At 60.4% G+C, this 13314-nt stretch carries 12 protein-coding genes, 1 other RNA gene and 1 riboswitch; of the genes, 6 read left to right on the top strand and 7 right to left on the bottom strand.

The window, feature by feature from the left end; translation table 11 throughout:
* Positions 1 to 131: 131 nt before the first annotated feature.
* Genes VWZ87_RS16035 through VWZ87_RS16025 form a run of 3 tightly spaced genes read right to left on the bottom strand, consistent with a single transcriptional unit; the run spans position 132 to position 2741 of the window.
* Positions 132 to 476, bottom strand: coding sequence for a YbaB/EbfC family nucleoid-associated protein (locus VWZ87_RS16035; protein WP_019298230.1), 345 nt, complete (start codon positions 474 to 476; stop codon positions 132 to 134).
* A 10-nt stretch (positions 477 to 486) separates the two neighbouring features.
* Entirely contained in the window at positions 487 to 858 is a 372-nt protein-coding gene (locus VWZ87_RS16030) for a hypothetical protein (RefSeq protein ID WP_416534615.1), read from the bottom strand.
* Positions 859 to 875: 17 nt separating this feature from the next.
* Positions 876 to 2741 carry a DNA polymerase III subunit gamma/tau gene (locus VWZ87_RS16025; protein ID WP_416534614.1) on the bottom strand — a complete coding sequence of 622 codons (1866 nt, stop codon included), beginning with the start codon at positions 2739 to 2741 and terminating at the stop codon, positions 876 to 878.
* A gap of 230 nt (positions 2742 to 2971) precedes the next feature.
* On the opposite strand from VWZ87_RS16025, the gene VWZ87_RS16020 reads away from it, so the two are divergent.
* On the top strand, positions 2972 to 3523 hold the full coding sequence (locus VWZ87_RS16020) for a protein-tyrosine phosphatase family protein (RefSeq protein ID WP_340546844.1): 552 nt from the start codon (positions 2972 to 2974) through the stop codon (positions 3521 to 3523).
* 125 nt (positions 3524 to 3648) lie between these two features.
* On the opposite strand, the gene VWZ87_RS16015 is transcribed toward VWZ87_RS16020, so the two are convergent.
* The 3 genes from VWZ87_RS16015 to VWZ87_RS16005 all read right to left on the bottom strand — a co-directional run bounded on the left by VWZ87_RS16015 (position 3649) and on the right by VWZ87_RS16005 (position 6656).
* A complete protein-coding gene (locus VWZ87_RS16015) occupies positions 3649 to 4062 on the bottom strand; it encodes a hypothetical protein (protein ID WP_416534613.1) in 414 nt (137 codons plus the stop codon).
* A 91-nt stretch (positions 4063 to 4153) separates the two neighbouring features.
* Positions 4154 to 4395, bottom strand: a riboswitch (cobalamin riboswitch).
* A 207-nt stretch (positions 4396 to 4602) separates the two neighbouring features.
* Positions 4603 to 4701: signal recognition particle sRNA small type (gene ffs, locus VWZ87_RS16010), an RNA gene on the bottom strand.
* Between the two features lie 86 nt (positions 4702 to 4787).
* A complete protein-coding gene (locus tag VWZ87_RS16005) occupies positions 4788 to 6656 on the bottom strand; it encodes a 5'-nucleotidase C-terminal domain-containing protein (protein WP_416534612.1) in 1869 nt (622 codons plus the stop codon).
* Between the two features lie 314 nt (positions 6657 to 6970).
* Between VWZ87_RS16005 and nudC the strand changes: the two genes are divergently transcribed.
* Positions 6971 to 7966 carry an NAD(+) diphosphatase gene (nudC, locus tag VWZ87_RS16000; protein WP_416534611.1) on the top strand — a complete coding sequence of 332 codons (996 nt, stop codon included), beginning with the start codon at positions 6971 to 6973 and terminating at the stop codon, positions 7964 to 7966.
* Positions 7967 to 8035: 69 nt separating this feature from the next.
* Positions 8036 to 8503, top strand: coding sequence for an SRPBCC family protein (locus tag VWZ87_RS15995; protein WP_340546709.1), 468 nt, complete (start codon positions 8036 to 8038; stop codon positions 8501 to 8503).
* Between the two features lie 102 nt (positions 8504 to 8605).
* On the opposite strand, the gene VWZ87_RS15990 is transcribed toward VWZ87_RS15995, so the two are convergent.
* Entirely contained in the window at positions 8606 to 9439 is an 834-nt protein-coding gene (locus VWZ87_RS15990) for a prephenate dehydratase (protein ID WP_340546710.1), read from the bottom strand.
* A 118-nt stretch (positions 9440 to 9557) separates the two neighbouring features.
* Between VWZ87_RS15990 and VWZ87_RS15985 the strand changes: the two genes are divergently transcribed.
* From VWZ87_RS15985 to VWZ87_RS15975, 3 genes are all read left to right on the top strand, one after another.
* Positions 9558 to 10061, top strand: coding sequence for a c-type cytochrome (locus VWZ87_RS15985; protein ID WP_340546711.1), 504 nt, complete (start codon positions 9558 to 9560; stop codon positions 10059 to 10061).
* Positions 10062 to 10293: 232 nt separating this feature from the next.
* Complete coding sequence (locus VWZ87_RS15980; RefSeq protein ID WP_416534610.1) at positions 10294 to 12216, top strand: extracellular solute-binding protein; 1923 nt, start codon at positions 10294 to 10296, stop codon at positions 12214 to 12216.
* Positions 12217 to 12225: 9 nt separating this feature from the next.
* Positions 12226 to 13311 (top strand): microcin C ABC transporter permease YejB, encoded by a 1086-nt coding sequence (locus VWZ87_RS15975; protein WP_340546713.1) that lies wholly within the window; start codon positions 12226 to 12228, stop codon positions 13309 to 13311.
* Positions 13312 to 13314 lie beyond the last annotated feature (3 nt).

The raw sequence follows: 13314 nt of genomic DNA, 5'->3' as shown, positions 1-13314 counted from the left end.
TATAGGATGATTGCCCTTGGAAAGCACAAGGGGGCGCAGGCAGTCTGTTCAGGTTTTGTTTTACAGCGCCTGCGGGGCAAAAGAAAAGGCGGCCACAGGGCCGCCTGATAGGGTCTGCATGATGCCGCAGATTAGAACGGCAGTTTGATATCCTTGGGAAGGCCCATGCTTTCGGTCAGCTTGGCCATTTCGTCCTGCGCCTTCTCGGCTGCCTTCGCTTGGGCATCCTTGATCGCGGCGAGGATCAGGTCTTCGACCACTTCCTTGTCGTCGCCGTTGAAGATCGACGGATCAATATCCAGCGCCTTCAGATCGCCCTTGGCCGAGGCGGTCGCCTTCACCAGACCTGCGCCTGCTTCGCCGGTGACCATGACATTGTGCAGGTCTTCCTGCATCTGCGCCATTTTGGTTTGCAGTTCCTGTGCCGATTTCATCATCTTGGCCATGTCGCCAAGACCGCCGAGGCCTTTGAGCATCTGTTTTCTCCTAAGTGCGAGGGCGCAGCGCGCCGTAAGTCATCCCGGCACATATCGCAACTGCAAGGCCGATGAACAAGTGGGGTGGCGCCAAGCAATCTTCTGCAAGGTCGTAGGCTACCGCATAATTCAGCGCGTTTTCGTACCGGTCAACCGCAACGACAAAGGCAAGACCGGCCCAGAGCACGGCAGCGATTGCGAAGGTCGGGCGGTTTCGTGTGGTCAGAGCGATGCCCGCAAGGGCAAGCAACGCAAGGGACACGGGCAGGGTGGAGAGGCCTATCAACTCATCCCAGGCGGTGGCCGGACCATCACCCGGTTTCCAAGACAGTCGTTCCTTATCACAGACTTCTGCAATTGCTGCAGCGGGAAACAGCGTCATTAAGCCTGCAAAGCAAGTTACTCTTCTTCGAAGGGATCCCATTCGTCCTCGACCTCTGGCAGGGCGTCTGCTTCGACCTCGGCGGCGAGGTCTTCGGCGGTGCGGATCTTGATGATCCTGGCCTTGGGGAAGCTGTCCAGAACGGCCTGCACGATCGGATGTTGACTGGCCTTGTCGCGCAGGGCGTTTTCCACTGCGTTGTCGCGTTCGGTGATCGTCTCACCACCGCCTTCGTTTGCGATGGAAATGACCCAGCGTGCCTGCGTCCAGGTCTGCAGCTGCTGGCCAAGGCGTTGTGCCAGATCCTTGGGCGCGTCATCGGTGGGCTGGATGGTGATCCGCCCCGGCTGGTAGGAGACCAGCCTCAGGTAGGTTTTGACATATTCCAGCAGCAGGCCATCCCGGCGGACGCGAATCAGTTCAACGATATGTTCAAAGCTGGGGTATCGGGCCAGCGCCTGATCCATCTGCGGCGCAAGGGCAGTGGCCGGTCCGCCGCCCGTGGCGGAGATGGTCTGCGACATCGTCGGCCCGCTGCCAGGGCCGGGCTGATAGCCGGAGGCTGTCTGACCCGTGTTGTGGCCGGAGTTTTGATTCTGGCCGGTGTTTTGGCCCGCATATTGCCCGGCATGGTGCCCCTGCGCGCCCGCCTGCGGCAGGGGGGCGCCATTGCCGGGGCCAGCTGGTGGTGGCGGCGGGGTGTCCTGAAGCGTGCGCATCAGCTGTTCGGGGGTTGGCAAATCAGCCACATGAGTCAGACGGATCACCGCCATTTCGGCCGCCATCATCGCGTTGGGGGCGGCGGCAACCTCCTCCAGAGCCTTCAGAAGCATCTGCCACATCCGCGTCAGCACCCGCATCGGCAGGGCTTCGGCCATCTGGCCGCCACGGGCGCGCTCATCGGGGCTGACGGTGGGGTCTTCAGCAGCATCAGGCGTGATCTTCACCACAGAAACCCAATGGGTGATCTCCGCCAGATCGCGCAGCACCGCCAACGGGTCTGCGCCCTCGGCATATTGCGCACTGAGTTCCGTCAGTGCCGCCGCCGCATCGCCGCGCAGGATCATGTCCATCAGGTCCAAGACCCGGCCGCGGTCGGCAAGGCCCAGCATGGCGCGGACCTGATCGGCGGTGGTCTCACCCGCGCCATGGGAAATCGCCTGATCCAGGAGCGAGGTGGCATCCCGGGCAGATCCTTCGGCGGCGCGAGTGATGAGCGCCAGCGCGTCGTCGGCAATCTGGGCGCCCTCAGCCGTTGCGATCTTGCGCAGGAGGGCAATCATCACCTCCGGCTCGATCCGGCGCAGGTCAAACCGCTGGCAGCGCGACAGCACCGTCACCGGCACCTTGCGGATTTCGGTGGTGGCGAAGATGAACTTCACATGCGCGGGCGGCTCCTCCAGCGTCTTCAAGAGCGCGTTGAAAGCACTGGTCGACAGCATGTGAACTTCGTCGATGATGTAGATCTTGTAGCGGGCCGAGGCGGCGCGGTACTGCACCGAGTCAATGATCTCGCGGATGTCTCCGACACCTGTGCGCGAGGCCGCGTCCATCTCCATCACATCGACATGGCGGCCTTCCATGATCGCCGTGCAATGCTCGCATTTGCCGCAAGGATCGGTGGTGGGGCCGCCCTGGCCATCCTCGCCGATGCAGTTCATGCCCTTGGCGATGATCCGGGCGGTTGTGGTTTTGCCGGTGCCGCGGATGCCTGTCATGATGAAGGCCTGGGCAATGCGATCGGCGGCAAAGGCGTTCTTCAGCGTCCGCACCATGGCGTCCTGACCCACCAGATCGGCAAAGGTCTCGGGCCGGTATTTGCGGGCCAGAACCTGGTATTGACCCGAGGTTTGGTCTGCTGTGTCGCCTGCTGTGTCGCTCATGATGTCTCGTGCCAGATTCGGGGGTCGGTCGTTGATGTCCGGGTAAAGTAGGCAAGCCCGCGCGTGGCGTCCACCGCTGATGGTGGTCGCGGTAGGATAAGGGGTGTGTACCATCGGGCTTTCAGAAACCATTAGGTGCAGGGCCGACAGATCGCTACATTGGAGGATGTGATCGTCCGGGGGGATTGCTGGCGTAGGATCAGGCGGTGAATTGGCAGTGGGGGCTGACCATGGAGGATGGATCTCAACACGGTGACATCGAAGAGGAGCGGGCCGGGGGCACGCTGATCTTGCACGCGCTTTCGGTGGCGGATGGTATTCTGGCGCTATGCCCGCTGCCCGGTGCAGGGGGCGATTATCGTGGCGATATGGACCACATTCGAGAGTGGCAGCCCGGTCTGGTCATTTCGATGACCACGGAGGAGGAACATGCCGCAGTTGGTGCCGAGACGATCGGGACGGATCTGCAGAGTATCGGCAGCCGATGGATACATTTGCCCGTCCCTGATTTCAGTGCGCCGCCGCCGGAGATCCTGAGCCGTTGGCCGGAGGTCAGCCATCTGGCGCGCAAGGCGCTTGTTGGCGGTGGTCGGGTGCTGGTGCATTGCCGGGGTGGCTGTGGCCGGTCTGGCATGGTGGTGCTGCGGCTGATGACGGAATGCGGCGAGCGGCCGGATCTGGCGTTGGCACGGCTACGGGCCATTCGCCCCTGCGCAATCGAGACCGACGCTCAGATGATCTGGGCGTATGGCCCGAGGCGTATTCCCGGCAAAGGCTCCTGACCGCGGCTGTGTGAAACGGGCCGGCACAGGGAGATGCTCCCGCCCGGATATGACCTTCGGCAAGGTCATATCCCGTTGGGCGTGGCGCCGCGTAAGCGCGGCGTGCGGTCCTTTCAAAGCGGCGTTCAGCTGACAGCTGCGAGCTGCGGCGGGGTGATTCGGGCCATCTGAGGTGCCAGCGGCACAGCCTGTGCCAAGCCGCAGGGGTAATCCGGCAGCTTGGCAAGGGGGAGGCTGTCAGCCGAGGGCAGAAAGAGGGCATCCGCGAAACGGTCAAGACCGGCCAGATCCGCCTCTTGCGAGACACCACAATAAATGCGGATGCGGTCATGTCTGGCGGCAAATCTCGCCTTGCAGGGCCGGTCGCAGGCGGTCAGCTCGCATGTCCCGGCAATTTCGAAATCCTCGGTTGTGACGGCTTTTGCCTGTCCCATGGCGGCGGCGAGGCGCGCAATCATGCGCTCTGCCGCCGGGCAGGGTTGCCCCAGATGCTGGCAGGTGCTCAGGGAATAGCCATGTGTCGTATCAGTCCAGTTCATTGCGCCCTCCGCGCGAAGGAGGGGATGAACGGTCAGAGCTGGCAGGCCGATCGGCGGACATGCAGACCCTGCCAGGACACCCCGCCCGGTTTCGAGTTTCTCATCAGATGGCAGGTCTCCTGACTCGCGGGTCGCGGCAACTTCGGGGCCTTCCCAACACCGTGGGATCCAACGGGATCCGTGGCATCAGTGGCATGGTCCGAGGTTGCTCACCGCTTACAGTTGCGGGGGCAGTCGCGGCATTGATCCGGTATGTCTACCATCTCGCACCGTGTTCCCTTTTCATCCTGATCGCGTGGCAGCGATGCAGGAACCATCTGCCACTAGGGCTAGCGGCTGGCGGGGCGAGTCGTCAAGCGCTACGTCAGGGGGTGGGGTATTTCTTCGGCGTATTGCCTACCATATCGGGGCGGAGTGGCGCCCCGTGCCACTATATATAGCGGCAATGCCAGCGCCGTTTGGTGTGGCGGATCAGCGGCCAAACTGGCAAGAGGCAGCTAACTCTGCCGTGGGCGGCGACTGAATGTCGGGGATGGGGGGAGGTGAGAGGTTGGACATCGACCCAAGCGGGGCTCGTTGTGGCTGCTTCCTTCCGGATCTGACCAGGTTGGCGAGGCGCTTGCCCGCGCCAACCTCTCACTGGTCGATATAGGAGGGCAGATCAGGAATGGCAAGCCCGTCTGACCGCAATAAGGCGCATGGCAGCGGGCGCATTCAGGCGGGGATCAGAGCTTGACACCGATCCGCAAAAATCCGTCGGCGGTTGTGCCGTACAAATTGTGGCGGGCCGGGTCGAGATCGGTGAGATATGTGCGGGCGCCGGGTCCGGTAAAGATCTCGACCTCGGTCGAGGGGTGATTGGACAGGCGCCAAGGGGGCGGCGCTTGTTCCAATGGATCTCGCATCAGGCGCCCGGCGACATAATCGCAAATCACGTCCCTGACCCGCAGGGGGGGCGTCGGCAGGCGGGTCGCGGCCTGGGCCATCGTGAAGTTGCCGCCGCCGCCAATGCGGTAACTGCTTACTGCTACGGCGAAATGTTGGTTCTCTGGTATTGGAGCCCCTTTCCAGCGCAGATTGCGGATTCGGTGATTGCTGGGGTCAATCAGCTCACCATCGCTGGCAAATCTGGCAGGTACGGAGACATCGATGTCGTATTGCAGCCCAAAGATGACATCAAAGTTGTGACCGGCCCGGTCCGTGTCCAACAGCGGGTCTCCAGAGGTGCCCGGCGCGATCTGATTGAAGAGACCCGCCGACATTTCCAGCCAATCGCGCAGCTGGGCACCATTCAGAACCACCGTGCGCAGCTCGTTCGGGAAGGGCTGGATGTCGACGACATGGCGCATGTACATCTGGCCGGCCGGTACATCTGTGTAGTTGGACGGACCTGACCGGGCGCCGAATTTGCCGGGAGCGGTCGCTGAGAGCAGTGGCAGGTTTCCGGCAACGGTATCTCGCAGGGCGGGGCGCACCGCAGCGGCCTGGGCCCAGGCCACCAGCGCGAGGGCCTGATCGCGACCAAGGAAGGTGAAATAAGAGTGCAGCGGTCTGCTGGTGCTGCCGACAGGCTGGGCCATCCGCCTGCGTGTCTCTGCGTGGTCTTCTGCGAGGGCGTCGACCATGACGGGGTCTTCGGCCACCAGGGGAACGAGCATGCCACCCGCGCCGGCGATGGTCTTGCGCCGGGCGATAGGGCGCAATCTGCAGGTGGTTTTGGTCACGGTCCAGCGGCCCGATTGCAGCTGGACGTGCAGGTCGATCACGCCGAGGTGTGAGCCATGGGCACCCGGCATCACCACAGGCGCGGATACGGGGTGGCGCGGATCCGGCAGGGTCAGATGAGTGTGACCTCCGATGATGGCGTCCAGAACGCCAAGATCTGCAAGCGGGTGAAGTGCGTTCTCAATGCCGTATCCGGTAGTTTGCTCTCCGATACCGGTATGGGCCAGTGCGATGACGATATCGCAGCCCCTGGCGCGCAACGCGTCGGCCTGCCGGGCGGCACATTGCACCATGTCGTCGATGGTGACGCGACCCTGCAGCTGATGCGCGGCCCATTTCAGGGTTTGCATCGGCAGAACCGAGAGCACGCCGATCCGAAGCGGCAGATCCTCCGAACCGGGGAAAACGCGTTCGAGCACTGCGGACTGGCAAAAAGGCAAGGAAGCCTGCGGATCCACCAGCTGCATATTTGAGCAGATGACGGGGCAGGAGATCTGCAGCAAGGCCTGCCTGAGCTGATCCAGGCCGAAATCGAAATCATGGTTGCCGAGCCCGATGGCATCGTAGCCGAGTAGGTCGAACGCGCGGGCAACCGGGGCCGGGCGGGTCTCGCTGAGCTGCATCGGGCGCTCTGCTATCGGGGTGCCGAAGATGCTGTCGCCATTGTCGACAAGCAGTGTCGCGGCGCCTTTGGCAGCGGCTTCCTTGCGCGCCTCAGCGATCAGTGTGGCAACACGAGAGAGCCCCAGGCTTGGGTCGGGGCGATCAGAATAATAGTCGTGACTCAAAAGATTAGCATGCAGATCCGTGGTCGCCAGAATGCGCAGGGATCCGACCTTTTCGTCTTCGGTTTGATCCGATCCTGTCATATTGCGTTTCTTAGCGGTCTCACGGCGAACCCCGGGGTGGCATTGATTGCCAATTTATTAACAAGCCTGTTTGCCTGTTTGAAGCAATCAAATGTGACGCCCGAAAGTCGCTTGTTGCCGAAAATTCTAATCAATCGCGTTGCTTTCCACTTGAGATGCTGCGGAATTACGGTTTTCACCTGTTGCGAGGGGTCAGGATATTTCTAGATCACTGTGGCGCAGAGGAAACAGCTTATCATCTCATAGATGTATTTCTCTGCCAGATTCAGGTGCTGCGACACATCCGTGCGCAGACGTAGCAGCGGGGCAGCGCGATGCGACAGGCGGAACAAGTGACATTTGGTGGCAGCGGTCTGGACCGGGCCGCACAGCTCCGTGATGATCCGGCGGCCCTGACAACACGCTGGCAGAGCGAAAATTGCCGTATCCTTTTGATTTGGAGAGGGAAACCGCTATGTACGCTACCCGAGGCGGGAGTGGAGAGCGGCGCTGTGCCGGATGCTCTGGCCTGGATCGGGTCCGATCATCCCCTGGCGACGGCTGGTGTGGGGCAGGCGGTCTTCCTGGGATGCTGTGCTGCTGGTTTGGCACGGTTCTCGCTTGATATCAGTGGGTGGCAGCCAGACAATCATGACGAGAGCGCGCTGCGCGGCTTTGTCGACAACAGTGAACAGCGGCACCCGGATTTGCCCACTGACACAGGGTTTGTGGAGCTGCGCCGCATCATGGCACAACTCAGTCGCGAGGACGCCGAACTGGCAGCGATGGCACGGGCGGTGTTCGGCTGGCATCACAGCCATGGGTTCTGCGCCTGTTGTGGCGCGAAGAGCAATATGGCGCAGGCTGGCTGGCAGCGGCTTTGTCCCAGTTGCGGTGCGGCCCATTTTCCGCGTACCGACCCGGTGGTCATCATGCTGATCACCCATGGTGATGCCGTTCTGGTTGGTCGCTCGCCGGGGTGGCCGGAGGGGATGTATTCGCTGCTGGCCGGTTTCGTGGAGCCAGGAGAAACGCTGGAAGCAGCCGTGAGACGCGAGACGGAAGAGGAAACAGGGGTGAAGGTCGGCGCCGTCAGCTACCTGTCCAGCCAGCCCTGGCCGTTTCCTATGTCGTTGATGTTTGGCTGTGCGGGCGAGGCTCTGGGGCGGGAGATCACCATCGACCCGAAAGAAATCGAAGCGGCGCGCTGGGTTTCGCGGCAGGAGATGATGACGGTTTTTGAAGGGGGCCATCCTGAAATTCGCAGACCGCGCAACGGCGCAATTGCACATTTCCTTTTGCAGAACTGGCTTGCAGATACACTGGATTGAGACGAATAGTAGAATTCAGCTCAAGACTGCCATTGGATCTTGCAGATCCGCCGTAACGACAGGATGCCCATGGATTTCTCCAGCAAAGAAGACATCGACGCACCTATCGCCGAAGTCTTTCGGTCGATTTCTGATTTCGAGAGCATGGAGCGGATGGCGTTGCGTCGGGGTGTCGATGTGCAGCGCCTGGGAGATGCGCAGCATCCGGAGAACGGGCTGGCCTGGGACATCGAATTTCAGTTCCGCGGAAAGAAGCGCAATCTGCATCTGTCACTCAGCACCTACGAGCCGGTAACTCAGATGATTCTGAGCGGCACGGGTAGCGGGATGGATGGCACGATGGATATTGAGCTGCTGGCCCTGTCGCCCCAGCGCACCCGGCTTTCCGTGACCCTGACGCTGACACCGAAGACACTGTCAGGGCGTTTGATGGTTCAGTCGCTGAAACTGGCCAAAACCAAACTCAAGCGTGGTTTCAAGAAGCGGGTGTCCGAGTTCGCCAAGCAGACGGAAGAGCGCGTCAATCGTTCAGCCTGAGCGTGGCCCGCGGGCCAACCGGCTGCTGGGTTGGATTCGGGATGACCGATCCGGGGCCGGTAGCTGAGGCCGCCATCGTCGCGTTAGCCGCGACGACACCGGTCAGAACCGGTCGTCATTGGCCGGGTAGACACCCAGTATTTCAATGTTGGTGGTGAAATAGGCCAGCTCGTCCATGGCGAGCTGCACATTTGGATCGTCGGGATGACCGTCGATATCTGCATAGAACTGGGTCGCTGTGAAGGACCCGTCGACCATGTAGCTCTCCAGCTTGGTCATGTTGATACCGTTGGTCGCGAATCCGCCCATCGCCTTGTAGAGAGCTGCCGGGATGTTGCGGACCTGAAAGACAAAGCTGGTGATCATGCCGTGGTTGCCACGACGCTCCAGATTCGGCTCACGCGACATGGTCAGGAAGCGCGTGGTATTGTTGCCATGATCCTCGATATGGCGTGCCAGCACCTCAAGGCCGTAGATCTCTCCGGCCAATTCGCTGGCCAGCGCCGCATGGCTCTTGTCGCCTTGTTCAGCGACATCGCGCGCGGCGCGGGCGTTGTCCGGGCTGACGCGGCCGCGAATGTTGTTTTCGCTGAGGAAACGCGCACATTGCGGGAGCAGCACCAGATGCGAATGAGCGTCCTTGATATCCTCAAGCCGCGCACCAGGAACGCCAAGAAGATTGATATGCACCCGCACAAAGGCCTCATCAATGATGTGCAAACCGCTGTGGGGCAGCAGGCGGTGGATATCCGCAACGCGCCCGTAGGTGGAGTTCTCCACCGGCAGCATCGCCAATTCGGCTTCGCCGTTGCGGACAGCGTCAATGGCATCCTCGAAGTTGCGACAAGGCAGCACGTCCATGTCGGGGCGCTCCTTGCGGCAGGCTTCGTGGCTGTAGGAGCCAAGCTCCCCCTGAATGGCAATTCTATGGGTCATAACTGCGACATCCGTGCAAAACTTCAAAAACGGGCGTTTCGTCGCGCTGTCTATACCTTGCCACTTGAGAGGGGAAGCCTTAGACACCCTCCCAGACAGCTGAAATGGACTCGCGATCATGTTTGACACGATGACCCTTACCAAAGCGACCGCAGGCTTTTGCGGCGCTTTCCTCGTGCTCCTGCTAGGCAAATGGGCCGCAGAGGGGCTCTATCACACCGAAGCTCATGGCGAGGCTTCCTATGTGATCGAAGTGGAAGAGGCAGGTGCGGAAGAAGTAGTTGAAGTCGTCGACTTCGGCGAACTGATGGCCGCAGCAGATGTTGGCAAAGGTGCCAATGTCTTCAAGAAATGCTCCGCCTGCCACAAACTCGAAGCTGGTGCCAATAGCACCGGTCCTTACCTCTACGGAGTCGTTGGTCGCCCGATTGCTGCCGCAGATGGCTTTGGCTATTCCGCGTCGCTGGCGGGGATGGGCGGCGAATGGACAGCTGAAGAGCTCGATGCCTTCCTGACCAAGCCATCGCAATATGCGCCGGGCACCACCATGAGCTTCAGTGGCCTGAAAAAACAGAGCGATCGGGTGAACCTGATTGCCTATCTGGACAGCCTCGACAACTGATTTCAGTTGCTTTTGCCCATGATCAAAAGACCGCGCCAGTTGGTGCGGTCTTTTTGCTTTCGGGGTGTGCTGGTGCGGATTTGATGTCTAGGCAGGCGGGTTCATGCCCTGACATCGGTTGACACACGGGAAATTCAGCCAATCTGAACTTGAATGTAGGGGGTCGGCCCGCTTAGCTTTGGGACAGAGAATGATCCTGGCAGCGAAGGCCGGACAATGGAGGTATTGGCAGATGAAGACGCCCACCACACCGCGTCGTGCCGTTTTGGCCCGAGCGATTGATCCGCAACCGCTTTTCCGGGCCGTGATGACAGGGTTTGCCGCATTTGCGATGCTGGCACTGGCCGCTACCCTGGGACATGCCGAAGACAAGGTAATCAAAAGCCACGGGTTCACCGAATTTGGAGAGTTGAAATATCCCGAAGGCTTTGAACATTTCGACTACGTCAATCCAAAGGCGCCCAAAGGGGGCGAACTGTCTCTGTCGGCGGTGGGCACCTTTGACAGCATGAACCCCTATACCCGCAAGGGTCGGGGCGGCGCGATGTCGGCGGACCATTTTGAATCGCTGATGATTGGATCCTATGACGAGCCGGGATCCTACTATGGGCTGCTGGCCGAAAGCCTTGAGTATCCCGAAAGCCAGGATTGGGTGATTTTCAACATGCGCCCCGAAGCGCGGTTTTCGGACGGAACCCCTGTCACAGCTGAGGATGTGGTGTTTTCCCACAACCTGCTGCTGGAGCAGGGATTGCAGTCCTATGCGGAGGCGGTGAAGAAACGCATCCCCAAGGCCGAGGTTCTTGGCCCGCATCGGGTAAAATTCTACTTTTCGCCGGATTTCCCGCGCCGGGCGATGATCACGCAGGTCGGCGGCACCTCAGTGTTCTCCAAGGCATGGTTCGAGGCAGACCCGGAGAACCGCCGCCTGGATGAGCCGCGTCTGGATCCTGGCATCGGATCAGGTCCCTATGTGGTGGAAACGGTCGATGTGAACCAGCGCATCATCTACAAACGCAACCCCGACTATTGGGGTAACGACGTCAACGTGAACGTCGGGCGTCACAACTATGACCGCATCCGCATCGAGTACTTTGGCGACAGCGTGGCCGCGATGGAAGGGTTCAAGGCAGGCATTTACACCATGCGGCCAGAAAACAGCTCCAAGAGCTGGGCAACGTCGTATGAGTTCGATGCGGTCAAGGAGGGGGATGTGGTGAAGGGGGAATTCCCCGATGGCAATGTCCCGGCCGCCAGTGGGTTTGTGATGAACCTCCTGCTCCCTAAATTCCAAGATCCGCGCGTGCGTGAGGCGGTTCAGCTTGGCTATAATTTCGAATGGACCAATGACAGCCTGCAATATGGGCTGTTTGCGCAGCGCCATTCCTTCTGGCAAGACACAGCGCTGGAAGCCAAGGGCCTGCCCGAGGGGCGCGAACTGGAGGTGCTGAAGGATCTGGGCGATCTCATTGATCCAGCGCTGCTGACCAGCGAGCCGGTGATGGCTCATAGCTCCAACCCGGATCGTCCGGCGGATCGGCGTAACCTGCGTCGGGCCATGAAGCTGCTGGATGAGGCTGGATGGACTGTTGGCAACGACGGTCTGCGTCGCAACGCCGAAGGAGAGCTGCTGAAGCTGGAGTTCCTGATCGATTCGCCGACGATTGAACGGATTGTGCAGCCCTATATCGCCAATCTGCGCCAGATAGGGATCGACGCGATTTCCAACCGGGTCGATTTTGCGCAATATACCAGCCGCCGTCGTGAAAAAGACTTCGACATGATCACCTACGCCTACCCGAAATATCTGCAACCTTCGACCGGGCTCTATCAGCAGTTTGGGTCTGACGCGCACGAGTTTTCGGTGTTCAACCCGGCTGGAATGGCGGACCCAGCAGTTGATACGCTGATCGGCGCGATCGTGAAGGCAGAAGAACAGGAAGAACTATACGCCAATGTGCGTGCCCTAGATCGCGTCCTGCGCGCCAAGCGGTTCATGGTGCCGACCTGGTATCTGGATGTGAACTGGGTGGCCTATTGGAATTTCTATGAGCAGCCAGAGACCCTGCCGCTGTTCGATCTGGGGCTGAGTGATGTCTGGTGGGTCAACGCCGAGAAAGAAGCGGCATTGAAATCCTCCGGCGCGTTGAGGTAAGCGCCTGACATGGCAGCCTATATCCTTAGACGTTTTCTTCTGGTGATCCCGACCCTGTTCGGGATCCTCGTCATCAATTTTGCTCTGGTGCAATTTGTGCCGGGGGGGCCGGTTGAGCAGATGATCGCACAGCTGGAAGGCGGCGGTGACGTCTTTGAAGGCTTCGCCGGGGGCGGCGGGGATGCGGGCAGTGAGGCCGTTGCCGCCAATGACAACTACGCTGGCCGACAGGGGCTGCCGCCGGAGCTGATCGCAGAGCTGGAACGGCAGTATGGGCTGGACAAGCCGCCGTTGGAGCGGTTCCTCCTGATGGTCGGCAACTACATGCGTTTTGACTTTGGGGAGAGCTACTTTCGCAAGATTGATGTGATGGATCTGGTGCTGGAGAAAATGCCGGTGTCGATCTCCCTGGGGCTCTGGTCGACGCTGATCGCCTATCTGATTTCGATCCCGCTGGGCATCCGCAAGGCGTTGCGCGATGGCAGCCGGTTTGACACCTGGACCAGCGGTCTGATCATCGCAGCCTATGCGATCCCCGGCTTTCTGTTTGCGATTCTGCTGCTGGTGCTGTTTGCCGGCGGCTCTTACTGGCAGATCTTTCCACTGCGGGGGCTGACCTCCGACAATTGGGAGAGTCTCAGCCTGTTTGGCAAGGTGGCGGATTATTTCTGGCACATCACGCTGCCGGTAGTCGCCTCGACCATATCCGCCTTCGCCACGCTGACGCTGCTGACGAAGAACTCCTTTCTGGATGAGATCAAGAAGCAATATGTCATGACGGCACGGGCCAAGGGGCTGAGCGAGCGGCGCGTTCTCTACGGCCATGTCTTCCGCAACGCGATGCTGATCGTGATCGCGGGTTTTCCGGCAGTCTTCATCGGTGTGTTCTTCTCCGGCAGCCTGATCATCGAAACGATCTTCTCGCTCGATGGTCTGGGGCGGCTGGGGTTCGAGGCGGCCGTGGCGCGCGACTATCCGGTGATCTTTGGCACGCTGTTCATCTTTGGTTTGATGAGCCTTGTTGTCGGCATTATCTCCGACCTCATGTATGTGATCGTCGATCCGCGTATCGACTTTGAAAAGAGAGAGGGCTGACAG

Origin of the sequence: Phaeobacter sp. JH20_37 (assembly GCF_048056015.1) — a bacterium.
Lineage (GTDB): Bacteria > Pseudomonadota > Alphaproteobacteria > Rhodobacterales > Rhodobacteraceae > Phaeobacter > Phaeobacter bryozoorum.
This window is presented reverse-complemented; position numbering and strand designations above follow the sequence as displayed.